The sequence below is a fragment of the Shewanella sp. SM95 genome, from assembly GCF_025653595.1.
GTDB classification, from domain to species: Bacteria; Pseudomonadota; Gammaproteobacteria; order Enterobacterales; family Shewanellaceae; genus Shewanella; species Shewanella oncorhynchi.
Window position 1 is genome coordinate 88,892 of record NZ_JAKKSE010000017.1, and the last position, 25,846, is coordinate 114,737.

Annotated in this window: 22 protein-coding genes and 1 pseudogene; 10 read left to right on the plus strand and 13 right to left on the minus strand. The window is 46.1% G+C overall.

Translation table 11 applies throughout. From position 1 onward, the window contains the following. Positions 1-14: 14 nt before the first annotated feature. The 7 genes from hisB to L5M29_RS17175 all read right to left on the minus strand — a co-directional run bounded on the left by hisB (position 15) and on the right by L5M29_RS17175 (position 8,157). On the minus strand, positions 15-1,106 hold the full coding sequence (hisB, locus tag L5M29_RS17145; RefSeq protein ID WP_131525901.1) for a bifunctional histidinol-phosphatase/imidazoleglycerol-phosphate dehydratase HisB: 1,092 nt from the start codon (positions 1,104-1,106) through the stop codon (positions 15-17). A gap of 113 nt (positions 1,107-1,219) precedes the next feature. Further along, positions 1,220-2,407: a histidinol-phosphate transaminase gene (gene hisC / locus L5M29_RS17150; RefSeq protein WP_263168999.1), complete on the minus strand. Its 1,188-nt coding sequence runs from the start codon at positions 2,405-2,407 to the stop codon at positions 1,220-1,222. 44 nt (positions 2,408-2,451) lie between these two features. Continuing rightward, complete coding sequence (gene hisD / locus L5M29_RS17155; protein ID WP_263169002.1) at positions 2,452-3,774, minus strand: histidinol dehydrogenase; 1,323 nt, start codon at positions 3,772-3,774, stop codon at positions 2,452-2,454. A gap of 3 nt (positions 3,775-3,777) precedes the next feature. Beyond that, the gene (hisG, locus tag L5M29_RS17160; protein WP_105252639.1) at positions 3,778-4,677 is read right to left on the minus strand and encodes an ATP phosphoribosyltransferase; all 900 of its coding nucleotides are present in this window, start codon (positions 4,675-4,677) and stop codon (positions 3,778-3,780) included. 864 nt (positions 4,678-5,541) lie between these two features. Then, complete coding sequence (locus L5M29_RS17165; RefSeq protein ID WP_231466225.1) at positions 5,542-6,135, minus strand: hypothetical protein; 594 nt, start codon at positions 6,133-6,135, stop codon at positions 5,542-5,544. Positions 6,136-6,464: 329 nt separating this feature from the next. Next, positions 6,465-7,442 carry a transposase gene (locus tag L5M29_RS17170; RefSeq protein WP_263169005.1) on the minus strand — a complete coding sequence of 326 codons (978 nt, stop codon included), beginning with the start codon at positions 7,440-7,442 and terminating at the stop codon, positions 6,465-6,467. Between the two features lie 214 nt (positions 7,443-7,656). After that, entirely contained in the window at positions 7,657-8,157 is a 501-nt protein-coding gene (locus L5M29_RS17175) for a GNAT family N-acetyltransferase (protein WP_158683085.1), read from the minus strand. Positions 8,158-8,592: 435 nt separating this feature from the next. Here L5M29_RS17175 and L5M29_RS17180 point away from each other — a divergent pair, with 435 nt between their 5' ends. Next, entirely contained in the window at positions 8,593-10,602 is a 2,010-nt protein-coding gene (locus L5M29_RS17180) for an ATP-dependent DNA helicase (RefSeq protein WP_263169007.1), read from the plus strand. Between the two features lie 237 nt (positions 10,603-10,839). Here the strand turns inward: L5M29_RS17180 and L5M29_RS17185 are convergent, their stop codons facing one another. Both L5M29_RS17185 and L5M29_RS17190 read right to left on the minus strand, forming a co-directional pair. Continuing rightward, a complete protein-coding gene (locus L5M29_RS17185; RefSeq protein ID WP_028759787.1) occupies positions 10,840-11,130 on the minus strand; it encodes a cytochrome c3 family protein in 291 nt (96 codons plus the stop codon). 534 nt (positions 11,131-11,664) lie between these two features. Beyond that, the gene (locus L5M29_RS17190; RefSeq protein WP_219251576.1) at positions 11,665-13,653 is read right to left on the minus strand and encodes a TonB-dependent receptor domain-containing protein; all 1,989 of its coding nucleotides are present in this window, start codon (positions 13,651-13,653) and stop codon (positions 11,665-11,667) included. Positions 13,654-13,754: 101 nt separating this feature from the next. On the opposite strand from L5M29_RS17190, the gene L5M29_RS17195 reads away from it, so the two are divergent. Then, positions 13,755-13,877, plus strand: coding sequence for a hypothetical protein (locus tag L5M29_RS17195; protein ID WP_263169010.1), 123 nt, complete (start codon positions 13,755-13,757; stop codon positions 13,875-13,877). 227 nt (positions 13,878-14,104) lie between these two features. Beyond that, on the plus strand, positions 14,105-14,530 hold the full coding sequence (locus L5M29_RS17200; protein ID WP_263169012.1) for a nuclear transport factor 2 family protein: 426 nt from the start codon (positions 14,105-14,107) through the stop codon (positions 14,528-14,530). 203 nt (positions 14,531-14,733) lie between these two features. Here the strand turns inward: L5M29_RS17200 and L5M29_RS17205 are convergent, their stop codons facing one another. Further along, on the minus strand, positions 14,734-15,369 hold the full coding sequence (locus L5M29_RS17205; protein WP_263169016.1) for a class I SAM-dependent methyltransferase: 636 nt from the start codon (positions 15,367-15,369) through the stop codon (positions 14,734-14,736). Between the two features lie 472 nt (positions 15,370-15,841). On the opposite strand from L5M29_RS17205, the gene L5M29_RS17210 reads away from it, so the two are divergent. Further along, positions 15,842-17,131: an NAD(P)/FAD-dependent oxidoreductase gene (locus L5M29_RS17210; RefSeq protein ID WP_263169019.1), complete on the plus strand. Its 1,290-nt coding sequence runs from the start codon at positions 15,842-15,844 to the stop codon at positions 17,129-17,131. A gap of 45 nt (positions 17,132-17,176) precedes the next feature. On the opposite strand, the gene L5M29_RS17215 is transcribed toward L5M29_RS17210, so the two are convergent. Further along, on the minus strand, positions 17,177-18,055 hold the full coding sequence (locus L5M29_RS17215) for a LysR family transcriptional regulator (RefSeq protein ID WP_263169021.1): 879 nt from the start codon (positions 18,053-18,055) through the stop codon (positions 17,177-17,179). 176 nt (positions 18,056-18,231) lie between these two features. Between L5M29_RS17215 and L5M29_RS17220 the strand changes: the two genes are divergently transcribed. The 3 genes from L5M29_RS17220 to L5M29_RS17230 all read left to right on the plus strand — a co-directional run bounded on the left by L5M29_RS17220 (position 18,232) and on the right by L5M29_RS17230 (position 21,280). After that, positions 18,232-19,371, plus strand: a complete 1,140-nt coding sequence (locus L5M29_RS17220) for an S-(hydroxymethyl)glutathione dehydrogenase/class III alcohol dehydrogenase (RefSeq protein WP_263169022.1) — start codon at positions 18,232-18,234, stop codon at positions 19,369-19,371. Between the two features lie 139 nt (positions 19,372-19,510). Continuing rightward, entirely contained in the window at positions 19,511-20,353 is an 843-nt protein-coding gene (fghA, locus tag L5M29_RS17225) for an S-formylglutathione hydrolase (protein ID WP_263169024.1), read from the plus strand. 201 nt (positions 20,354-20,554) lie between these two features. Next, positions 20,555-21,280 (plus strand): hypothetical protein, encoded by a 726-nt coding sequence (locus tag L5M29_RS17230; protein ID WP_011919404.1) that lies wholly within the window; start codon positions 20,555-20,557, stop codon positions 21,278-21,280. A 178-nt stretch (positions 21,281-21,458) separates the two neighbouring features. Here the strand turns inward: L5M29_RS17230 and L5M29_RS17235 are convergent, their stop codons facing one another. Beyond that, entirely contained in the window at positions 21,459-22,835 is a 1,377-nt protein-coding gene (locus tag L5M29_RS17235; protein ID WP_028759794.1) for an L-serine ammonia-lyase, read from the minus strand. Positions 22,836-23,220: 385 nt separating this feature from the next. Between L5M29_RS17235 and nagZ the strand changes: the two genes are divergently transcribed. Together nagZ and ycfP are read left to right on the plus strand one after the other, a co-directional pair. Beyond that, entirely contained in the window at positions 23,221-24,249 is a 1,029-nt protein-coding gene (nagZ, locus tag L5M29_RS17240) for a beta-N-acetylhexosaminidase (protein WP_263169028.1), read from the plus strand. A gap of 79 nt (positions 24,250-24,328) precedes the next feature. Continuing rightward, positions 24,329-24,868, plus strand: coding sequence for an alpha/beta hydrolase YcfP (gene ycfP / locus L5M29_RS17245; protein WP_263169030.1), 540 nt, complete (start codon positions 24,329-24,331; stop codon positions 24,866-24,868). Between the two features lie 520 nt (positions 24,869-25,388). On the opposite strand, the pseudogene L5M29_RS17250 reads toward ycfP, so the two are convergent. After that, positions 25,389-25,599, minus strand: a pseudogene (locus L5M29_RS17250) (cyclic diguanylate phosphodiesterase); the annotation flags it as partial. 89 nt (positions 25,600-25,688) lie between these two features. Here L5M29_RS17250 and L5M29_RS17255 point away from each other — a divergent pair. Then, a partial coding sequence (locus L5M29_RS17255) for a transposase (RefSeq protein WP_259573881.1) occupies positions 25,689-25,846 on the plus strand: 158 nt, incomplete at its 3' end.

Sequence of the window (25,846 nt, forward strand, 5' to 3'; positions counted from 1 at the left end):
TTTATGCTGATGCCTTAAAGCACGCCTTTGCTCGATGGCAGAATATCGCCTTCGACTTTAACTGCTTGGCGTAGCGCGCGGCCGAGCACTTTAAACAGGGCTTCAACCTTGTGGTGATCGTTATCGCCTTCGGTCGACACATGCAGCGTACAGCGCAGGCCATCGGCAAAGGATCGGAAGAAGTGCGGCACCATTTCAGTGGCCATTTCGCCCACATGCTCACGCTCAAAATCGGCCGAGAACTTGATAAAAGGGCGGCCAGAGATATCCAGCAGACATTCACCCTTGGCTTCGTCCATCGGCAGACTAAAGCCGAAACGGGCAATGCCGCGTTTGTCGCCGAGCGCTTGGCGCAGGGCATCACCTATAGCCAGTGCAGTGTCTTCGATGCTGTGGTGATCGTCGATTTCTAGATCGCCATCGACTTTCACATCCATTTTAAAATTACCGTGGGTGGCAATTTGATCGAGCATGTGGTCGAAAAAGCCAATGCCAGTGTCGATTTTGCCTTTGACTGAACTGTCGAGATCAACAGTTACGCGAATATCGGTTTCTTTGGTGGTACGCACAACAGTGGCGGTGCGGCCTTTACTCAGCAGCGCATCGGCGATGGCGTTCCAACCTAAAGTGTCGCGTTGATATTTCAGGCTTTTAATGCCCATGGCATTGCCCAGCTCCACATCGGTTTCGCGATCGCCAATCACCGCTGACTGGGTGAAATCGATACAGCCTTGGGTGAGATAGTCTTTTACTAGCCCAAGCTTAGGTTTACGGCAGCTGCAATTTTCATCGTTAAAGTGCGGGCAAATCACCACATCTTCAAAGTTAACCCCTTGGCTTTTGAGGATTTGCATCATCATATTGTGGGGAGCGTCGAAATCTACCTGCGGGAAAGACGGTGTGCCAAGGCCGTCTTGATTGCTGACCATGACTAAGCGAAACCCTGCCTTTTGCAGACGTAGCAAAGCGGGGATCACCTGTGGCTCGAACACTAATTTCGCTAGACTATCGACCTGTTTGTCGGTGATGGGCTCTTCAATCAAGGTGCCATCGCGGTCGATAAACAGAATTTTTTGTGCAACGTTCGGGACAAATTGTGGGTTCATGGCTCTACCTTCAAATTCAATTCGTTTAGCTAATGCTTAAGCTGATTTAACTTTCAGCGTTACATTGCTTTTTATTAGTTTTTTATGATCAGAGATTTATTATCAGTGACTTATCATTCATTTTCTGATGGCTGCTCAGTGCGTTGCGATTCAAATAAATTCACTAACACATCGGTATCCGCCTTTGAACTAAAGCTAAAACGGATAGCTTTGGCAAGCCTTGGGTCTTTGTAGGCGCGGGCGACAACACCGCTGCCTTGCAGTAATGCTGCGACCTTGGCGACATCATCAAATTCAGCCAGTACATAATTGCCGTTAGGCTTAAGCACGCGGGCGCGGGACTCTGAACTATTCGATTTTGAACAATAAGCGCTGATCGCCGCTGTGAGTCTGGCGCCTTGTTCATTTAATTGTGCGACTTGCACTTTCATCCGCGCAACGCCAGCGCTTGATAGCGCCTGAGTAGCTACTTCACTCACAGGCAGCGGCACAGGATAGGGCGCAATTACGCGCATAATGATTTCGACTACGGCCTCATTTGCCAGCATAAAACCACAGCGTGCGCCGGCGAGTGCAAAGGCTTTTGACAGGGTGCGCAGTACCACTAGATTCGGATAGCTTTCCAGTAAATCCGCCACACTGTATTCAGGACAAAACTCAATATAGGCCTCATCGATGACCACAAGCGTGTTGGGCAGGGCTTTGATTGCTTGCTCGATAATGGCTTTGTCGATCACAGTCCCGGTCGGATTATTGGGATTGCAGATAAAAACCAGTTTTGCGCCGCGAACGTCCTCGGCATAGCTTGTCGGCAAGCCATATTCCGCGCTGAGATTTAACGCTTTAACGCCCACATTAAAGGTGTTCGCGCTGATGGCATACATGCCGTACGTCGGGCCAAAGCAGGCAATGCTGTCGACGCTAGGTATACAAAAGGCACGAATTAATAGTTCAATCGCTTCATCGGCGCCGCGGCTGGCGACTATCTTGCTGGTGCTCACGCCGCTATATTCGCTGTAGGCACTGATAAGCTGCGGCGGTTGGCATTCTGGGTAACGATTCAATTTCGATAAATCGAGCGCTGCGGTATCGACATTATTAAAGGGCGATTCGTTGGCATTGATCCAAATATCACCACGACCGCCCAGTCTGCGGGCACTCTGGTAGGGCGTTAAATCCAGTAACTCAGGGCGCGCTAAACGCTCGGCTAAATTTAGTGGCGCCGATTGCGTTAACGTTGATGCTGCTAACGTTGATGCTGTGGGGTCTGCTGTCTTTTCCATGCTGCTCACTTGGCTCATTTTATTCACTCAGCTCTATTTTCAATTACTTAAGGTTAAGCGGATCATTTCTCTAGGCTAGCGAGACGAATGGCAACGGCATTTTTGTGTGCATCGAGCAATTCGTTACTGGCTAACGTCATGACCGCTTGCCCCAATCCGATTAAGCCCTTAGCACTGAGTTCCTGCACGGTAAAGTGGCGGCTAAAGTCGGCTAATGACAGGCTCGACACGGCGCGGCTGTAACCGTAAGTCGGCAGCACGTGGTTGGTGCCACTGGCATAATCGCCAACTGATTCAGGTGTATAAGCGCCTAAAAATACCGAGCCCGCCGCGCGAATGTTTTTCAGTACCTCACGGGGAAAGCGCGTTTGAATGATCAAGTGCTCTGGCCCATATTGATTGGAAACCTGCGCGGCTTGCAGCATATCGTCCACAACAAAAGTGCGACTGCTCAGTAGCGCCGTTGCCGCGATATCACAACGCGGCAGGACGGCAAGTTGTCTCGTCAGTGCGTCATTCACGCCGTCCGCGATAGCTTGCGAATCCGTCACTAAAATCACTTGTGAATCAGGGCCGTGCTCCGCTTGTGAAAGCAAATCGGCGGCGATAAATTCGCAATTGGCGTCGCTATCGGCAATCACTAACACTTCAGAAGGACCAGCTGGCATATCGATACACACAGTGCAGCGACCATCCTGTGACACTAAACGTTTAGCTTCCGTCACATAGCGATTACCAGGACCAAAAATCTTATCGACCGCCGGAATCGTTTCTGTGCCAAAGGCCAGTGCCGCAATGGCTTGTGCGCCGCCCACTTGATAGATTTCAGTGATCCCGCAGGCATTGGCTGCATAGATAATGGCATCGTTGATGGGCGGTGGGCTGACCAATACTCTTTGTTCGCAGCCGGCGATCTTGGCGGGGAGGGCAAGCATCATCACGGTAGAAATTAATGGTGCGCTGCCACCGGGGATATATAAACCCACTTTTTCAATCGGTTCGCTACGTAGCTCGCAGCGTACTCCCGCCTCGGTCTCCATATCAATCGGGCGAAATTGCTGGGCGCTGTGAAACACATCTATATTCGCCATGGCTTTGGCTATCGCCGCTTTCAGCTCTGGTGATACTCGTGCGCTTGCTGCAGTAATCTCGGCTTCACCCATGCGCAGCTCACCACTTCCTTGTCCATTTAAATCTTTGGTCGCGCTATTGAAGCCATCAAACTTTTGATTAAATTCGGCAATGGCGGCATCACCCCGCGTCGCCACCGCATCGATAATGGCGCGAACGCTTTGCTCTAAGCCGCTGTCACCAATTAAAGGCGAGCGTTTCAGCGCCGTTTTTTGCTCGGCGGTTGATAAGGTGGACCAAGTTAGGATTTCCATAGATCACCCCATCATTTTTTCGATTGGCATCACCAGAATCGAGCTGGCACCGAGTGCGGTCAACTGTTCCATGGTATCCCAGAACAAATCTTCGGTACTGACGGCGTGGATAGCAACGCGGTTAGTATCATCATTTAATGGTAATACGGTTGGGTTTTCAGCGCCGGGCAGCAGGGCGACGATCTGATCTAAGGTTTCGGTTGGCGCGTGTAGCAGTATGTACTTGCTCTCACGGGCGCGGATAACGCCGTTGACGCGGGACAGAATTTTGTCGATGAGTGCTTGTTTAGTCGGCGATTGGGTTTGGGTCGATTGAATGATGCAGGCCATTGAGCGGTAAATCACTTCGGTTTCGTATAAGCCGTTGGCCTCTAAGGTAGCGCCTGTCGACACGAGATCACAAATCCCATCGGCAAGGCCAGCACGCGGGGCGACTTCAACCGAACCTTTTAACATACAGTCGCGATAAGTTATGCCTTTTTGTTGCATAAAACGGCGCAGCAGGTTCGGGTAAGACGTGGCGATGCGTAATCCTTCTAACGAGGAGGCATCGGCGTAACTGAATTCTGTTGGTACGGCTAACGAGAGGCGACATGATCCGAAATCTAACTGACGCAGTTTGAGGCACTCTGCGGGTTTGTTCAGAGTTTGACGCTCGATTTGTTCCTCTTCGAGCACGTTTTCACCGATGATCCCCATATCAACCACGCCGTCCATCACCAATCCTGGGATATCGTCATCACGAACGCGCAGTAAATCGATAGGCATATTGTCAGCGTGAGCGATAAGGCGTTGTTCATTAATGGAAAATTTAACACCACAGCTTTTTAGCAGTTGCTGAGAGTCAGTAGAAAGACGGCCAGATTTTTGGATGGCGATGCGTAAACGGTTCGATTCAGTCATAGTGTTATCTCGCTCAAAAGTATCAAAATTAAAAGATTCAAAAAGTGTTGTTTAATCGGTTTAATACGCCTTGCCATTCAATGGGCCCTAGCTAAGAAATCTAGCTAAGTGTTCTAGCTAACGTATTGATAATTTATTAAATATCTAAAGTTGCTTATGTAAATTAAAACCCAAATTAACGCCTAAATGCAAAAACCCCCGGAATTCCTTCCAGGGGTTTATGATCATCTTGAATCAGTCCGCCAGAAGGATATAGTCCTCCGGCAGTGAGCGTCCGAAGGCTACCGCATATGGTGGTGATGGTGGTGGATAGCGTTCAGTAATGTGCTCATTTTACTCTCTCGGTATTTAACGTTATTGGCCCAACTGTTCGAAATAAAGTGCAGTCGAAATACAGTGAAGCGTTGAATTCGTTGTTACGGACGTCTATCCGTATAAGTGGATTTAAACTAACCGCTTTTATGAGCCTTTGCAACAGCCAATTTGAATTAAATGAGAATATTTATGCGTTTTTGTGAAAGGCAGAAGGTTATCGTTAAATAAAGTTATTGAGCATTTTTGTTGGGTGCATGTTGAAAGTAGATGGAAATGTGTTGGAAGTAGTGCAGGGGGGAACTGTAACTTGAGTTGTGCGGTGCGTTTGCTGCTTCAACTCACGTAGGCTTGCCATGGCGCACCTTTCGAGCATTCGCATAATCTGTAGATTTACAAGACATACGCAACATACTTTTGGACAAAACTGTACTGGGACTGATGATCTAATTGGTATATTTCGGATTAATATTTGTAGGGATTAGCGCCGCAATAAGCGGCTGTAATACGTAGACAAAAATAGGAGATAGGCGACAAAGCCTACGTGTTAGCTTAATCATTAACTTCCATTATCTCAATGACTTGGCTTACACATGATGGAAGATAAATCTGTTTAAAACTCTCAGGGTCGTTTCTCAAAGAGAATAAATCATTGGTGAGCGTTTCGGTTGTTTTTAAAGACTGCTTATACGACTCTCTAATCTCAGCTATTTGTTGTTCTGACATTACAATAGACTTAAATTTCGCGATTGCAACCGACCTATTGATTACGTCATCAATTACTTCTTCCTCTTGTTTATTAAAGAGAAATCTATCAACTATAGCTTGCCAACTGATCATGCAGTTCATTTCTGCATGTATCAGCATTTCATTTTTCAGAGGATTAATGTTTTCAGTCAGATTCACAGCACTTGGCGAACTTATACTATTGCCAAAATATTGGGGAGTATTTATACGACAGATTTTGTCCCAAGAAATACAAGAGTTTCCACAAGGCTGTCCTTTACTACAACTTTTTGCGTTTGCATTAAAGGAAAACACAAGTGTAACAATTATCAAAAATCTAAGTATCACAAAACTATCCTTAGTTAAGCCAACAGCTAGTATTAAATCAAACCATCCATTTAAAAAAATCTGGCCATCCATTTTAGATCAACAACATAATGCACTTTCTATTTGTCTACAACTTGTACTAGCTAAAATTGCTTAAAAGTATTTCTAAGCCACCCAAAAAAGTATTTCTAAGCCACCCAAAAGTATTTCTAAGCCACCCATGATGCGAAACATAACCTACAACACCAAGTCGCATTTACCAAAGGTATTTTTACTGAGGTTGAAAGTCACATTTTCGAGTTTTTTTGGTCGTTTTGTATTAATTTGCCGATAGTTAGCTGAAATTGGATGAATTAAGTTCGAGCCATATTCTCCACTGCGGTGGATTAATCAATTTGAGCACTAAATTATCTCAGCTTCGGTCAGCTTGCCATTAAATGCTGACAGCTGTGTCGATAGTGTCTTCGTCGCTTTTCAAGGTGTTCGCAGTAACAAGTGAGTTCTTGCAAAGTACCCACGGGGCCTTTAAATAGCTGCCCGAAATGGTGAGTGAGCTTAAGCCAATGCTCAGGTGGAATATTAAGGCGACTCAGTAAGCTAGCACTGCTCGAACTGATACTCCCGCATTTATCATCGCGAATAATTCTGCCGGTATCGTCGACCAGTTGCAGATACTCTTGTAAATCGAAGTGCACCCCTTTAGGTATATTGTTCCGCTCACTACCGATAAAGGGCAATAATGTTTCAGGTTGTTTGCCTGCGAGTGCCGCGCGGATACGCCGTTGAATACTGGTGAAATCCGAGGTTTCTGGTGTTGTGGCTAGTTGAGCGCGGATAGGATTGAGGTCAACATAGGTCATACATGCGAGTACTGCCGCCTCATCGAGTAGGGCTTGGGATTTAAAACGCCCCTCCCAGAAGCGTCCAGTGCAGTTATCCTCTTGATTTGCCTTACGGGCGATAGGTTCATTTAACGCTCGCATAAACCAAGAGATATCACTTAAGCGACTGCGATATAGGGCAATATGGTGTTTAAGGTTAGCCACGTCATCGGCTTCAACAACGTGCCCTTTGACAAATTGTTGTGTTAATTCAGTGCCTTTAAATACTTGATGCCAATGCTCAAGCACTTCTCTATCGCTCCATTGATTGGCTTGGTAAATATCCACACAGAGTACCAAGTGCAGATGGTTGCTCATCACTGCATATGCTGCAACATCAATAGCAAAGACCTGAGCCAGTTTAAGTAATTGCTGCTCTACCCACTCGCGTCTATGGTCGTAATTTTTACCTGAGAAAAGGTCTTCACCACACAAATAGGCACGTCTGACTACTCGACTCCAGCAGTGATAAAAAGGCGTATCTTCCAAACTGACTTGAGTTCTCCTTGGCTGTGGCATCATCGCACTCCTTGTGCAGGGAAACAGACACTAAGCCTAGTTGCTAATTTGGTGACTCACCAGGAAGTACCATCAAATTCACAATAATTAACAATGGGTGGCTTAGAAAACTGTCATGGGTGGCTTAGAAAACTGATTATGGGTGGCTTAGAAAACTGCTGCTTAGAAAACTGCTTAGAAAACTCAGCTTAGAAAACTTGAATAACATGGATTGTTAGATGTGTTCATTTATGATGAAAGTATAAAACGGAGTAGTTTCATCCTCGATTAACTCACGTACTGAATTAAGCTGTAATCGTTTTGATACCGCTTTAAAAAAGCGCAAAGCCAGTTCATTTTCTTTGAACGTAGCGACCAGTATCGGTGTGCTAATCTGCTCAAATATTTGACGGACTACTTCGAGCGCAATCCAACCACCGCGATATTTAGGAAGAATAAAGAGGTCAGCCAGTTCCCAGATAAGCCTTTTTTCATCTTCAACCCATTCTAGTAGAACAAAGCCTATCAATACTTCATTTACCCAAATGAGGTAGGCTTTTGCCTCTTGTGAGTTAACATAGGATTCAAGATCTGAGGCTGTAGAGCCATCATATAACCCATCAATGCCTATATCTTCTTTACTCCAAGATGTTGAATCAAAATAATAAAGTTGGAGCAGACGTTGTAGCGTTGTGGTGTCACTTGTTTTTAAATTGATAAGACTAACGTTTGACATCATTCATCCTGATTACCTGCGTCTTAGTATTGATGCTTGGGCACTGAAACACCCTGTTATCGAGCGTATATAATGGTATAGAGTTTTGCTTTGCTGAGGTAGCTTATTTATTTCAAATGGTTAGTGGCAGGCTGAAATCGACAGAAGTTTGCGAACCGTTACAGCTAGCGCACATGCTTTGGCGGATGCTAGCAAATACCGACGTTTAAATTGGCGTTAATTACGCGGCTAACTTGTAGTCTTATCTCAAATCAGCATAATGCTTCGAGCTGTTAAGCTTAACGCTATTGTTTACGGCCGCGGCTTGCGTCACTAACCAGTGCTTGTGGTTAATTAAAGTCATCACAATGCACTCGCTCAGCAATTTATTGTGTGGACTTGCAGTACTGTTTTCACTGACGTTCCTAACACCTTGATAAAGGATTGATTCTCCCTTTGACTCGCTCCCGCCAACCGACATCAAAGCATGTTTCCTCTAAAGAAACCGCCGCTAAGCCTTCTGCCTTAAAAGGCGCCGCTGCGGTGAGTCGACTCGCGTCCGAAGTGCAACGCGCATTTTTGCCCGATGGAGTATTGTCTAAACATATTCAAGGATTTAGTGCGCGAACAAGCCAGATGCAGATGGCACAGGAAGTGAGTGAGGCGATAGCGGCGAAGGGCAATGTGGTGATTGAGGCGGGTACGGGGGTAGGTAAAACCTTTGCGTATTTGATCCCCGCGATATTGAGCGGTAAGCAAGTCATCGTCAGTACGGGCAGTAAAAACTTGCAAGAGCAGTTGTTTTTTAAAGACTTACCCGCGCTGGTCGCCATGTTGGGGATTGAGCCTAAACTGGCTCTACTAAAGGGCCGCAATAATTATCTGTGCCAGTGGCGCCTCGATAAGCAAATGAGTGAGGCGACACATATCGATGCGCGTTTGTTGGATGATTTGTTGAAAATCAATCAGTGGGCGAGCACTTGCAAAGATGGTGATATTGGCGGCTTAACCTCAGTGCCTGAGAATTCTTCGGCGCTGCCGCTTGTGGTCAGCACTAAGGAAAGCTGTATTGGTAAGCGCTGCGATTTTTACGATGCCTGCTTTACCCGCAAGGCGCGCAGCCGTGCTCTGGATGCCAAAATTATTGTGGTTAACCACCATTTATTTTTCGCCGATAGTGTACTGAAAGACACGGGCTTTGCCGAGTTATTACCCGATCCTGATGTGGTGATTTTCGATGAAGCGCATTTATTACCCGATATTTGCGTTAACTATTTTGGCCAGCAATGTTCGAGTCGTACTATCGATGATTTCATTCAAAAGCTACTCGCTATTTATCAGACTGAACTCAGTGATACTGGGCAACTCGCCCAATTTTGCCAGCGTTGCCTCGCTAAATTAAGTGATTGGCATAATCAGTTATATTCCTGCGGTGAATCCGATTGGCGTTTAGTGCTGGGCAATAAAGCGCTCGCGGGGGCGTCATGGGATTTATTAGCGGAATTAACCGCGCTGCAGAATTTATTAATGGCCCATATTGGCCGCAGTGAATTGTTAGATGATATCGCCATTAAGTTGGCGGAGTTGAATAACAAGCTCAGTGTGTTTTTTAACTGCGATAATAATCTGGCGGCCTACAGCATCGAATTTGGTAGTCGCTTTGTGGTGCTGCGAATTTCACCAATCAATATTGCCCGTGAGTGCCAACAGTTATTTGTACCCGAAACCAGCTGGATATTTACCTCGGCAACTTTGCAGGTCAACCGCAGTCTTGTTCATTTTGCCCGAGAAATGGGTATCGTTGATGCGCAGCAAAGCATTCTCGACAGTCCCTTCGATTATCCCCGCCAAGCGGTATTTTGTGTGCCGAGTCAACTTGGGAGCGTGACCAATCAACAGCAAGCGTTAAAGCAGCTGGTGGATGTGTGCGTGCAAGCGATAGATGCGGCGCAGGGACGGACTTTTATTTTATTTACCAGCCATAAAATGCTCGAACAAGCGGCGCTGGCATTGCGAACTCGCACTCAGTATCCGCTGCTGGTACAAGGCCAAGCGGGTAAACAGAGTCTGCTGACTAAGTTTCGCCAACTCGGCAATGCGGTATTGCTCGGTACCAGTAGTTTTTGGGAAGGGGTGGATGTGCGCGGCAAATTGTTAAGCTGCGTGATTATCGACAAATTACCTTTTGTGTCGCCCGATGAGCCCCTGTATCGCGCCCGAGCCGACAATGTGAGTCGTCAGGGACTCGATCCTTTTACTGAAGTGTCGTTACCGCAGGCGATTATTGCGCTGAAACAAGGTGTTGGCCGTCTTATTCGTGATGAAAAAGATCGTGGTGTGCTGATCCTTTGCGATAATCGCATTGTGAATCGCTACTATGGCCAAGCTTTTTTAAACTCGCTGCCACCGATGGCGCGCACCCGTGACCTAGAAAAGGCATTGGCATTCTTGAGAACAATCCCCTGAGAGTCGTCTATGGCTTACCTAGCATACGTAAACTTGTCCTATTTGCCGGATATGGGATTCTGAGCTAAGTATTGAGCCGTTAAACATATTGTAAGGATATAAAAACGGAGGTAAAAATTGCCACCTGTGAGCAATAGATGGCAAACACCCTTGGAGGTTGGGTCAAGTGGCATCCTGCCTAATGGTTCCATTCAAAATAAATAATTCTTCGGCCTTTGATTTTAGATTTTTAGTGAATTAATGGCATTCTTTGCAAGCATCTGCTGGTGCTTTCTCTTGATGAGCGATGTGGCAATTGGTGCATGTTAAAACGCCATCATGTTTAGTATGAGCTTCGCCTGCGAGTGTTTTCATTTCTCCATGGCATGATACACATTGCTGATTTTCAAAAACATAATCCGCTGAAGGTTTTTTATCTTTATGGCAGGATTCACAGTCAGATCTTTCAGAATGACTGTCGGCAAGTGATACCGCCATTAAATTAGTTGAAAAGCACAGTGCGCACATTAGCATCATCTTTTTAAGCATGTTATTTTCCTTTTTTATTGTTGGTTAAATCATCATTTTGAAGCGAGTAAATCATATATCTAGTTATGAAATATGTAACTTGAAGTTGGAACTGTATTTTTCTCGCTGTTTTATTAGTGATATAAACGGAAAGATAATATCGCTTTTGCTTGGTGCGTAAGTTTAATAATCGAGAATTTTACACCTTAAGCTTTAGCAGTCTTGCGTGTGTATAATAGTTTTTTAATATGACAAAACCTTGATCGTTATCAAAGGTTAACTGGTGAGTTATTTTTTAGCGTTAAAGTATGATCAAGGTTATATTGCGGAATGTAAAAGACTAATGATTTAAATCTGGATTATGCAATTTATATTTTTAATGTTTATTTAAAAATTCTATATTTTAGAAAATGTATTGATTTTACTTTTTCTAGTCGGATGTGTGATATTCATTTTGGTCTTAAACAATAGGCGAAGCCAAAACGAGCTTCGCCTATGATGTTTAATGTTGAGTAGCAGAGCTACAATTACACATTAATTTCTGGCTTGCAGAGCTTAGAAACTTGCAGTTACCCCAGCATAAATACTGCGACTCTTTTGAATATAATCAAGGTCGGTGGCAACTTGGTCACGTTCAGAATCCGTTAGGTTAGTCACGCCAAGCTTCAGTCTAAACATAGGATTAATTTGATAATTCGCACCTATATCGAGCGAGCCATAACCCTCTGATTTGACATTGGCTCGTAAATACTGCTCGCCAGTATAATGGTAGGCGATAAAGGTGGATAAACCATCGAGTGCCTGCCATTGTAGTTTCAGGTTATAGCTGTCGTCCGGTGTTAAGGTAAAAGGCGCGCCATTTTGCTTATCTTCGGCATCGGTTTTACTGTAATTACCGTTTAGGCTGAGATCTTGAGTTAAATTGTACCAAGCTTGTAATTCCCAACCAGTGATCTTAGCTTCGTTCACGTTTTGGTAAGTTAATACTGTACCTGGGACTCTATTCCAAGTTTCGGTGATAATTTTATTTTCTACATCGTTATGGAAGTAGGTGATCGAGCCACCAAAATCCGTGGTTTGATATTGGGTCGATAACTCGTAGTTCACTGAGGTTTCGGGTTGTAGATCAGGATTTCCCGCAACGGTACAGGCGCCACGACAAGCGGGGATAATATAATCGGCTTGGGATTGCGCCATATTTGGCGCTTTAAAGGCTTTGCCGCCACCACCTTTAATGACCCATTCAGAGCTTAAGTTATACACTAAATACAAGCGTGGGCTAAATTCGGTGCCGTACACATCGTGGTGATCGACGCGCCCGCCTAAGGTGATATTGAGTTCGCCTAAGCTAAATTCATCTTGTAGATACAATGCCGATTGGCTGTCGTCTAAGGTGCCATCACCTAAAATATTGCGGCTATTTTCGAGCTGGGTCCAACGGTATTCTGCACCGCTGGTTAACATGTGATCGCCAAGCAGGACAGTGGTTTGACCGTCGAGATTGTGGTTGGTTTGGGTGATATTACCTATCTCGGCGATTAACGCTGAGTCGTCAGTCACCTCAACATTTTCATAGTAATAGCGCAGGCGAGTGTCGCCCCAGTTCCAGTGGCCATTATGGGTCAGACCTGAACTTATCCGCTCCGCTTGTTGGTTATTGGTGAGAATCGTGCCGTAGTTATTCCAATCAGACTCGCGTTCATCGTTGGCGTAACTTAAGTCAAATTGCAGATCTTGCTGGTTATCAATCAGCCATTGTAAATTGGCGAGGGCGCTGATTTCATCTCTGTCTTCTAACGCATCAATAGTGGGTTTTAAGTCCGAGCGCCATGCATCGCGTTTATTGCTGTCGACGATTAAGTTTGCCAGTAATTTATCTTTGATCAGCGCGCCACTGCTGTAGAAATTGTACTTAGTGCTATCGCCACCCTTGCCACTGGTAGGTGCATCGTATTGCACGCCAACGCTGGTTTGCCAGTCCTCAGTTGGTTGACGCAGTATGACGTTAACCACACCGCCCAAAGCTTCTGAGCCGTATAGGGATGACATAGGCCCACGCACAACTTCGATACGTTCAATGGCAGACATTGGAATAGAGGACAAGTCAAAATCGTTGCCATAACCAGAAGTTAATGCTTCGCGGGAGTTAATGCGGCGGCCATTAATCAAGATTAAAGTGTAATCTGAATCTAAACCTCGCAGGCTGATTTCATTGCGACCATAGGGCGTGCCTTCGCTGATGTTCACACCCTGTAAATAACGGACTGCGCTAGCAAGATCGTCTATGACTAGCGCTTCAAGTTCACTGCGGTTTATCACGGACACTGAAGCTGGCGCCGAAAGCTCCGAGTGTTTAGTTTGTGTTGCTGTGATCACCATGCGTTCCATTTCTGGAGTGGTATCTTGCGTGTTTGCAGCACTAGCCCATGCTGCAGGTAATAACAAACATAAACCAATAGCGCGCGATAGCTGGCTCAACATAGGTGTCTGTGTTGCATGAGATAGATGCGAGGTTTGGCGAGTGCGACGGATAAAGCGGGGCATATCATTCTTCCTTCGGTAATTTTGGCGAATGATAATTATTCTTAATTATAGCTTCAAGCTTGGATGTCTCTCTTTTGTGTAAAGGCAGTGTAAATTTTTTAGTGTTTAATAACAGTGTGATAGCCCGTATATTCGACGTGTTGCTCGCTGGCATGGTCATTCTGATTGAGCGCATTGAGCGCATTGAGCGGATTGAGCATAAGGCACTGAGTATGACGATCTGAGTCTGACTGTCGTCGGATAAATCACTAAAAAATAGTGAGAATAATCAGAAACTATCACCGCACAAAACTGCATAACGTAATATGAAGCTATATCAATATGATTAATATGGACATTTTAACTGGCATAAGCTTTGCTGGCGATGTGACTTTATGTCTCGTGGTGCATTCATGTTTGTGATGTGAATCGTCGCCATACAAAATGTATTGCCAATATTTACGGAGAGAATATGAATCCAGCATTTTATAGCCTAGCCACAGTCACTGTTTTAACTTTGTCACTCGCCACTACCGAACCTGCTGTTGCAACAGATGCGCCCGCATTAGCTAAAGTAGCATCAGTTAAAACGGCTGGGGCTCCACAAGCTGACATTGCGCAGCCCGCTGCTGCACTTACAGACACTTTATCTACCCAAATTGCAGCGGTGGATTTTGCTGTGTTCGACAGTTTCAATAAGTGTTCAGCCCCTGCTGAACTCAAGAAACACGCGGCGTTTTTCACTGAAGATGTGGAGTTTTACCACGACACGGGTGGCGTCACTTGGAACCGCAAGGATATGATCGCCAACACCGAAAAATATGCCTGTGGCCATTACCGCCGCGAGTTAGTTGCGGGCACGATGAAAGTGTTTCCGGTGAAAGAGTTGGCGCGATAGAGCAAGGCGTTCATCGTTTTTGCAGCCTTGAAACCGGCAATTGTGAAGGTCTAGCCGACTTTGTCATTGTGTGGCGCAAACAGGACGAGCAGTGGAAAGCCACTCGAGTGCTGAGCTATGGACACAGAACCGCTGAGGCCAAAACGGACTAAACCACTCAACCAAAGCTAGCTTTTAACAAAAAACGAGTCTTTAACAAAAAGCTAGTCTCTAACAAAATGTAGTAGTCGATTATTGGCGGGCATAGCCACATCTTGCTTCAGCGTTAGGCCTTGCTCGCTGGCTAAACTGCAAATCCATTCAATATCACGAATGCCGCTGGCGGGATCGCGCTGTTTTAAAAAGGCATCAAACTGGCGATTGCTGTCACTGCTAAATTCGCCTTGGTAGTTAAAGGGGCCGTAAATGCACAGGGTCTTGAGTTGGGGGAGATACAGACCAAGGCCAGTAAAAAACGCTTCAACCATATTTTTGCTCATAATATGCAAAGTGTTTGCAGTAAATACGCCATCAATATCAAATGTTAATCCCTTCACCGGCCATGGCGCGGTAACATCAAGGGTAAGTGGTAAGCGTAGGTTTGCCGCTGCATTGGGTCGCTTGCCTTCATGCATACACCTTGCGGTAATGACCTCAATATATTCAGCCTGATCGCTGGTTTGCCAGATTAAATGGGGAAGATTTGCTGCAAAATACACAGCATGTTGCGCTGTGCCACTGCCGATTTCGAGTACATGTTGGTTGAGTGAGAATGCTTGTGTTAATACCGCTAAAATCGGCGCTTTGTTGTTTTCACATGCTTGGGAAAACGGCAATTGGACAAGTGGTAATAGTGGCATAATGGACTCTAGGTTGCTGAGATAAAAAGAGGATGACGCCGCACAAGCCTATCTTAAACCAGCAAAAAGTATAAGGCTTAAAAGATAAAATCAGCCGCGCCTTAACATTCGGAGTCTCTATCTTAGGTAACTTAATCTTAGGTGCCTTAATCTTAGGTACCTTAATTTTAGTGCCTTAATTTTAGGTACCGCCATTTCAGAAGCTTCCATTTCAAGCACCTCCATTTCAGGTTCTTCAAGAAGGAGCCTGCAGCCAGCTCAACTCCCTTTGTCATGTCCTGCAAATAGTTATCGCAATTCAGTGTTGACCTCGATCTCAACTTAGATATACTCACAAATTCTGAACGTTTGTAAAAAATATAAAACAATTTCGGCATACTGTCGTGTTAAAACGAGCCTCCAGAACTGAGTGTCCAGAACTAAGACTTAACACTCACTTTCAGCCATCAACTTTCAACATCAAGGAATGACCATGCCAGCAGAGCGTTGCGCCTCCTACTACAATGCCACCATTGACCAAGAGTCAGATTATCCTGCGCTTGAAGGCGACATTCGAGTCGATGTAGCGATTGTCGGTGGCGGTTTTACTGGCGTGGCAACGGCGTTGGAATTATCTGAGAAGGGCTATAAAGTGGCGCTTATTGAGGCCAATAAAATTGCGTGGGGCGCAACCGGACGCAACGGTGGGCAGGTGACGGGCAGTTTGTCCGGCGATGTTGCGATGACAAAACAGCTGCGCCGTCAAATCGGCAATGAAGCTGAAGATTATGTGTGGAATATGCGTTGGCGCGGCCACGATATAATTAAAAATCGGGTGGCCAAGTACGGCATAGACTGTGATTTAAAGTTTGGTCATATCCAAACCGCTTACCAGCCAAAGCACATGCAAGAGCTTAGGGCTATGCATGATGAGGCGCAGCGCCGCGGCATGGGTGAATTTATGACGCTGGTATCCGCCGATGAAATGCCTGCCTATTTAGGCTCGCGCTTGTATCACGGTGGCTTAGTCAATCGGCGCAATATGCATTTGCACTCAGTCAATTTATGCCTGGGTGAAGGGCGCGCCGCAGCAGGTCTTGGGGCGTTAATCTTTGAACACTCACCCGTACTTGATATTGAAGAAGGCGATGTGGCGACTGTTGTCACTGCCAAGGGAAAAGTGCGCGCCAATAGTGTGCTGATCGCCGGTAATGCTTACCATAAACTCGCCCGTCCAAAACTGCGCGGTATGTTATTTCCGGCGTCCTTAGGCAATTGCGCCACTGCGATTCTGCCCGATGATATCGCTTTACAAATTAATCCGCAGGATTTAGCCGTGTACGATTGCCGCTTTGTACTGGATTACTATCGCCTGACCGCGGATAAACGGCTGATGTTCGGCGGCGGCACTAACTACAGCGGCCGCGATCCTAAAAATGTGGCTGCGGAATTACGGCCTGCGATTGAGCGTACGTTTCCACAATTAAAGGGCGTTGATATCGAATTTGCCTGGGCCGGAATGGCGGGAATTGTGATTAACCGTATCCCGCAGCTCGGCAAAGTGTCGCCTAATGTATTCTATTGCCAAGGATATTCTGGGCACGGAGTGGCGACATCGCACATTATGGCCGAGATCATGGCCAATGCGATGGATGGGCAATTGCGTGAATTTGATTTGTTTGCGGCCATGCGCCATATCCGCATTCCGTTAAATGAATGGTTTGGCAATCAAGCGCTTGCATTAGGCATGTTGTATTACACTTTGCGGGAAAACTGGCGCTAGTTTGCGCCGTGTTGTCTGCTACCAATCAATTTGCTCAAACAGTATTTAATCCTGCTCGGCGAGTTTTTCGGCAAGATAATCAACCAATACGCGGATCTTGGCCGACAGGTGGCGGTTTTGCGGATAGAGTGCCCAAATGCCTTCTTTGGCTTCGCGGTGACTGTCAAGGAAGGAGAGCAACCGTCCGGCTTGAATATCTTCTTCAATATAATAATCAGGCAGTTGAACTATCCCTATGCCTTTTAGTGCCGCATCCCTTAATGCGTAGCCGCTGTTACAATTGAGATTACCGCGGACTTTAATATTGCGCTCGCGGCCATTTTCGACAAAGCGCCAGTAATTATGATTACCGATCAAACAATTGTGCTGGTTAAGCTCAGATAAGGTATGGGGCTGACCGTATTTTTCCACATAGCTTGGTGAGGCGGCGACATAGTGGGTACGGCTGCTGAGCGGTTTGGCCATCAGGCTTGAATCGGCGAGTTTTCCGAGGCGAATCGCCAGATCATAACCGCCTTCAATCAAGTCCAAGGTGCGATTGGTCAAGTCGACGCTAAATTCAACACTGGGATATTGCACCATAAAATCATTGAGTAACGGCATGATAAATTTCTCGCCATAGGCGACGGGCGCTGTGAGCTTGACTAAGCCTTGGGGTGAGTCCTTTAGGTTTGAGATGGCGCGCTCGGCTTCTTCTAACCCAGTTTGTAATTGGCGGCAATGACGATAATAAATCGTGCCTTCTTCGGTTAACGACACTTTGCGGGTTGTGCGGTAAAAGAGTTTTGTGCCAAGGCGATTTTCTAAGGTGCTCACTTGGCGGCTAACGTGGGCGGTGGAGATATTCAGCCGCTGCGCTGCTAGGGTAAAACTTTCGGCCTCGGCCACTGCGACAAATTCAGAAATGCCATCCCAGAGATACATTGTTGTTACTCAGTAAAAATGAATTGCTTGAATACTAGATTGTCTCTCGCTGAGAAACAAATACAATCCTCCTATTCAGTAGCATCAGTACAATGGGCGCAAGAATTTGCTTGGCCTGAATTGAATTTATGATACACCAATGACTTACTCCTATTACCTATTCAAGGGACGTAACAATGTCGAACGAAAAACCGCAGTTTATTAAATCAAAGGCCGCTGTTGCTTGGGGGCCAGGACAACCACTTAAGATTGAAGAAGTGGATGTGATGTTACCTAAAGCGGGCGAAGTCTTAGTGCGCATTGTGGCTACGGGCGTGTGTCACACGGATGCCTTTACCCTGAGCGGTGATGATCCAGAAGGCGTATTCCCAGCGATTCTAGGCCACGAAGGCGGCGGTATCGTTGAGCAAGTGGGCGAGGGCGTGACGAGCGTGCAAGTGGGCGATCATGTGATCCCGCTTTATACCCCAGAGTGCGGCGAGTGTAAGTTCTGCCTATCGGGCAAGACTAACCTGTGCCAAAAAATTCGTGCGACCCAAGGTAAGGGCTTAATGCCCGATGGCACCACGCGTTTTTATCTCGATGGCAAGCCTATTTTCCATTACATGGGTTGCTCGACCTTCTCTGAATATACTGTGTTACCTGAAATCTCATTGGCTAAAGTCAATAAGAGCGCGCCATTAGAAGAAATTTGTCTGCTGGGTTGCGGCGTAACCACAGGTATGGGCGCTGTGATGAATACGGCCAAAGTGGAAGAAGGTGCGACCGTGGCGATTTTCGGCCTCGGCGGTATCGGTTTATCGGCGATCATTGGGGCGACTATGGCCAAAGCCAGCCGCATTATCGCGATTGATATCAACGAGTCTAAATTCGAGTTAGCCAAAAAACTCGGCGCGACCGATTGCATCAATCCTAAATTACTCGATAAGCCCATCCAAGAGGTGATCGTTGAAATGACCGATGGCGGCGTGGATTACTCATTCGAGTGTATCGGCAACGTCAACGTGATGCGCAGCGCCTTAGAGTGTTGCCATAAGGGTTGGGGTGAATCAGTCATCATAGGTGTTGCCGGTGCTGGTCAAGAGATTTCAACCCGTCCATTCCAATTAGTGACTGGCCGAGTATGGCGCGGTTCTGCCTTTGGCGGTGTGAAAGGGCGTTCTGAACTGCCCCACATTGTTGAGCGTTACATGGCGGGCGAATTTAAGCTCGATGATTTTATCACCCATATTATGGGACTTGAGCAAATCAATGAGGCGTTTGAGCTGATGCACGAAGGTAAGAGCATCCGTAGCGTGATCCATTTTGATAAATAAGCGATTTTGCACGCTAAGTTGATGCTTCAGCTTGATGTGACAAACCAGCAGACAGGTGCAAATCTGTCTGCTGTGTTGCCAATTGATCAGATGATTAACGCTAAGACAAGCGCTAACAGATTGAGCTAAAAGGACTTGTATGACCATAGAAAATATCAGTTGTAACAAGAGTTTCGGCGGTTGGCATAAGCAGTATCGCCATCAATCTCAGTCGTTAAACTGCGAGATGCGCTTTGCGATTTATCTGCCGCCTGAGGCGGTGAATAAACCTGTGCCTGTGCTGTATTGGCTTTCAGGTCTAACCTGTACCGATGAAAACTTTATGCAGAAGGCGGGTGCACAGCGCATGGCAGCGGTACTTGGGATGGCGATTGTCGCCCCTGATACCAGTCCTCGCGGTGACGATGTGCCCGATGCGGCTGATAAAGCTTACGATTTAGGCTTAGGCGCGGGTTTTTACCTCAATGCGACAAAAGCACCTTGGAATCGTCATTACAAAATGTACGATTACATAGTCCATGAGCTGCCTAACTTGATTGAAGCGCATTTTCCCGTCACTACCCAGCGCGCTATCTCCGGCCATTCGATGGGCGGTCACGGTGCTTTGGTGATTGGTCTGAGTAATCCGCACAGATATAGCTCAATTTCGGCTTTTAGCCCGATTTCGAATCCGAGTAATGCACCTTGGGGCATTAAAGCCTTTAGTGAGTATTTAGGTGAAAATCGTGAACATTGGCGCCAGTATGATGCCTGCGAGTTGCTTAAGCTCGCGATTAGCGAAGTGCCAATACTGATTGACCAAGGTGAAGCTGACAGCTTTTTAGATACCCAATTGATGCCACAATCGCTGGTGGATATCGCCCATACCAAGGGTTATCCCTTGGATGTGCGGATGCAAGCGGGGTACGATCACAGCTACTACTTCATCGCAAGCTTTATTGAAGAGCACCTTAAGTTCCATAGCTTGTACTTTAAGCCTTAAACCCATTTAAAATATTGATACAAAAGGCGCAGTGATATTGTTTTATCACTGCGCCTTTTGTTTACCCAATACTGTCTCTTGGTCGTTGGATAGCTTAGAAACATGTCACGCTTGAACATTAATTTGGTTGAATAAAACATTTATCAACAGTAAGTTAGTATTCAATATTTAGGGATTTGAAACGTATTTAAAGGAGATTTGATGAGGATCGTTAAACTTGCCATGTTAGGCGCATTGTTGATATTAGGGGGATGTGCATCGTACACCACCCCAGGTGGTAGTGTGCAGCTGAGTTCGTTAGCTGAATCGGATATCAACTTACTTATGTCCAAAGAGCCTGCTGCGGTGTTTCCTGCAAATATTTCGGTAGCGCGTATTCAAGCTCCCGGTTATTTATCCTATCGAGTAAGCAGTTTTGGTACAGGTCGTTATAGCGTGGTGACGACCCGAGAAGTTGAGACGGAAGCCGACTTTGCTAGGCTAGCTAAAATGCCACAAGTGTCAGGTATTGCGCCATTAAATCGCATTTTACTCCCTGAGAATTTGGACTCGATAAAATCCTTACGAGAAGCCGCTGCGAGATTAAAAGCGGATATCTTACTTATCTATACCTTCGATACTTCATTCCATGCGGGTGAACAACAGTTTGCTCCACTCAATGTGGTGTCTTTGGGTTTCTTAAAGAATAAAGAGATCAGTGTAACGACGACTGTTTCTGCTGCATTTTTTGATGTTCGGACTGAATATCTTTATGGACTTGCCGAATCTACCGCGAAAGAGACGGGAAATGCTAGCGTATGGGGAACGTCTGAAGCGGTAGATGATTTGCGGGTGATTACCGAAAAAACGGCATTTACGCAGTTAATCCCTGAAATAGAAAAAGCTTGGGCGGGTATTATTTCGCAGTATTCCCTGAAAAAATCTTAGTTATGCCAGTTGCCTCACATCTACCATCGATAGCGATTTAGGAGGCAAGTGCTAGCTAAAACAAAAATGCCGCAACTCACTGGTTGCGGCATTTTTTATGGTGCGATTTAAGCGATTAACGAGAGTTAACTAACACTCAGTACTCAGTACTCAGTACTTAGCACTCAGCACTTAGCACTTAGCACTCAACAATGTTGACCGCTAAACCACCTTTGGCGGTTTCTTTGTATTTGCTGCGCATATCTCTGCCGGTGTCCATCATGGTTTTGATCACTTTATCCAGTGAAACCTTATGGTTACCATCGCCACGCAGGGCCATACGAGAGGCGTTAATCGCTTTAATCGCGCCCATGGCATTACGTTCGATACAAGGCACTTGCACTAGGCCGCCCACAGGATCGCAGGTTAGACCTAAGTTATGTTCCATGCCGATTTCAGCCGCGTTTTCAACGTGCTCAACCGTACCGCCCATGATCTCAGTCAGTGCGCCAGCGGCCATAGAACAGGCCACACCCACTTCACCTTGGCAACCGACTTCGGCGCCCGAAATTGAGGCATTTTTCTTGTACAAAATACCAATTGCAGCGGCAGTTAATAAATAACGGGCGCAGACATCGATATCCACTTCTTGTACGAAGGTATCGTAATAGCATAATACGGCAGGAATAATTCCCGCAGCACCGTTTGTTGGCGCAGTGACGACGCGATCACCGGCCGCATTTTGCTCGTTGACCGACAGGGCGAATAAATCGACCCAATCCATAGCGGTTAATGGATCGACATTGTTACGGCCTTCGGCTTTCAAACGGCGGTACAGTGCAGGAGCACGACGACGCAGTTTTAGGCCGCCAGGTAAAATACCTTCCTTCTGATAACCGCGTTCGATACAGGTTTTCATCGTCTGCCAAATATTCCACAGCTTGGCTTTGACTTCATCTTCAGTGGCTAAACTCAGTTCGTTCGCCATCATTAAAGAAGAAATGCTGAGACCTTGTTCTCCGCATAATTCCAGTAAGTGAGCCGCACTCACAAAATCAAAAGGAGCCGATTCAATTTGTGAGGCTGGCGATGCATTACGTTGGCTAATTTCATCTTCATCTAAAATAAAGCCGCCGCCCACTGAGTAGTAAGTGCGATCAAAAATGCATTCCCCTTTACAGTAAGCGTACAAGGTCATGGCGTTAGCATGCGCAGGTAGCGTTTTGCGTCTGTGATAGGTAATGCCTTGCTCACGGGTAAACTTAACCACTTTGCCACAGTGCAGCGTTAAGGTTTCGTCCTTGGAGACGTGTTCTAAAATACCGTCGATACTGTCAGTGTCCACGGTTTCGGGATCTTCGCCCATTAAGCCTAAAATCACTGCTTTGCCCGTGCCGTGGCCTTTGCCTGTTTGGCCGAGGGAGCCAAAGAGCTCGGCTCTTAATTCATCAATCTGGGTCACGAGTCCTGAGTCAGTCAGGTTTTGCATAAAGATTTTGCCCGCTTTCATTGGGCCGACGGTATGTGAACTCGATGGACCTATGCCGATCTTGAACATGTCAAATACGCTAATCATGATAGAAGTCCTGTTGTGTCTTGTTTATTATTTTAGTCTGAGTGCATGGGATTGCTCGCTCTGCAGATTGAAGCACGCTAATCTTGCGCGTGTACTCTGGTCAGTGGCGGCGTTCTTTCATGCGAAATCTGCTTGTGTGATACTCTAACGCCAGTATCCCATAGATTAGTGTGACAATTCACATTAGTTTTTTTTATTCGTAATAGTTCGGATAAGCTGAACTTAATTGGGACTTTTTTACAGGCCATTTTATGGCCAAGAATACAGGCTTCGACAGCGCTACAAGAGTAGGTGGCTCGCTTTTTTTAGCTTTTTTGTGAGCGTGGACTACTTATGGCTTGAGTGGTTATTTTTTGAGTATTAATGAATATTTTTAGGGAGAAGTATGAGCTATTTAATGTTGGATTTACTGTCGTTGGACGTCAGTGAGGCTGAATCTGAGATGCTACGCCATCCACAGGTGGGTGGTTTAATCCTATTTTCCCGCAATTTTTCGAGCCGTGATCAGTTGATCCGTCTGGTACAACAGATACGCCAAATACGCCCAGAAATATTAATCGCCGTAGATCACGAGGGTGGCCGAGTACAACGTTTCCGTGATGGCTTTACCATTATTCCCGCCATGGGCGACATTTTACCCGCAGCAAAGGGCGATATGGTATTGGCCAAGCGTTGGGCCTGTGAGCTCGGTTTCTTGATGGCGATTGAATTACTGGCTTGCGATATCGACTTAAGTTTCGCGCCCGTGTTGGACTTAAACGGCGTGAGCCAAGTCATAGGTAAACGCAGCTTTAGCCCAGAGCCCGCCGAGGTTATTACATTGGCCGAAAGCTTTATTGCTGGCATGGCCGCAGCTGGCATGGGCGCCGTGGGTAAACATTTCCCCGGACACGGCAGTGTGGTGGCGGATTCGCACTACGAGAAACCCATTGATGATCGTGATGCCGAGGCCATTTTTGCAAAGGATATCCTGCCGTTTAAAGAATTGATCGCAAAAGAGAAATTATTAGGCGTGATGCCCGCGCACGTGGTTTACCCTAAAGTCGACCCTAACTCTGCGGGCTTCTCCGAATACTGGTTAAAACAAGTGCTGCGTAAAGAACTTGGCTTTAACGGGGTGATTTTCTCCGACGATCTCGGCATGCAAGGCGCAGGATTTGCGGGCGATTACCGTGCAAGGGCCAGCGCCGCCTTAGCCGCAGGTTGCGACATGATTTTAGTGTGTAATGACAATGCGGGCGTAATGTCGCTACTCGATGGCTTTACTTGGCCTGTGAGCGCGCCACAGTATCCTGCGAGTTTACTTAAACCCAATGCCTCGCAAACGGCAGCGGCGCTCGATAATACGGCTCGTTGGGAAAATGCCAAGCAGCTTGCCGAGCAAATTTGTTTGGCTCAACAGGCGAAAGTTTGATGTAGCGCAAGGTGTGAGAGCACTCTTTTGCTAGGGTTAGTTAATTCACTGTGATTAAAAATGATTAAAAGGCCTTGATATGATTTTCTATCTTCATGGATTTGATGCGACTAGCCCAGGTAATCACGAAAAAATGCGTCAGTTGCAATTTATTGACCCTGACGTACGTTTGATCAGTTACAGCACCTTGCACCCTAAGCACGACATGCAACACTTGCTCAAGGAAGTTGCTAAGCAAATGCAGCATTGCGACGATCCCGCGCCGTTAATGGTTGGCGCAGGACTCGGCGCTTATTGGGCCGAGCGGATTGGATTTTTAAATGGTCTTAAATCTGTGCTGATTAACCCTAATTTGCACCCAGAAAATAATATGCAGGGCAAGATTGACCGCCCAGAAGAATATGCCGACATTGCCAATAAGTGCGTGTCGAAATTTCGTGAAAAGAATACTCACAAGGCCATGTGCATATTTTCTGTGAATGATGAGATGTTCGATAATCAGCAACTCGCCAGTGAATTAAGCGCCTATTATTCGATTGATTGGGATGACGTTCAGCCCCACAAATTCCCCCAACTCGCCGCCCATCTCCCCAAAATAAAAGCCTTTAAGTTGGCTTGATTAATATCGATTGAATAAAAGTATCACTCCTCTTTTTATATTTAAGAGGGGGAGTGGATTTATCTCATCGGCTATTCCGCCTTATGGTTTTGGCTTTTAATACTTCATGCCGCGCACATTGCGACTCTGAATATGAATGTGGCTATTGGGAATATTTTTAAGTAGAGCACATTGAGGGCTCTAGATTATAAAATCGATTGTATTGGTTTTGGACTTAAATGTGTAGGAAAGTAGTCTAGGGTGACTGCGACTTTTGGTTTTGTTTTTAGGGGATTAGCGTTGGCTGGTATCTACGCATATAGGCTTGCCATGGCATTGACTCACCGACACGCAGCCAGTCCATCCTTGGATGCTCGACCGCCCCGTCCATGGGGCGGACGGTCGTCTCGCCAATCACCATGGCTCACCTTTCGTGCATTCACGTAACCTGTAGATTTAAAAGACATACGCAACACACTTTTGGACAAAACCTTGTTAGATAATTGGCTCTTTTTAGCCAAATTCGGATTAGCTATTCTTGGAGTAACGTCTTATCGATTTTCAAGTAATACAATGGCATGGTTTGTAACAAAGATAAGGTTGTTTGCCCAGTACCAAAGTCATCGATAGCCACTAAAATCCGTAACTGGCATAAGCTTTCAATACGCTGGCGCCACGTTAAACGCAATCCTAAAGCCCGAGTCAACCTTCATATCGGCAAAATCTTTTAATGCCCGCTTAAAAATATAGTTAGGGTCTGTTGATCTTTCGAGAGTAATTTTTAGACAGCATGGCAAGACGTTATAATTTGCTTCGCCAAAAGTAACCATAACCTCAAGCCATGCCAAGACTTATGCTAACCGATGCACGCTGGGAAAAGCTATTTCATTTAATGAAAAGCACAGGCCGTGTTTATGACAAACCTGAACATAGACAAACATTCGAAGGTATTCTTTACCGCCTTAGAACAGGTATCCCTTGGCGAGATTTACCTAAAGA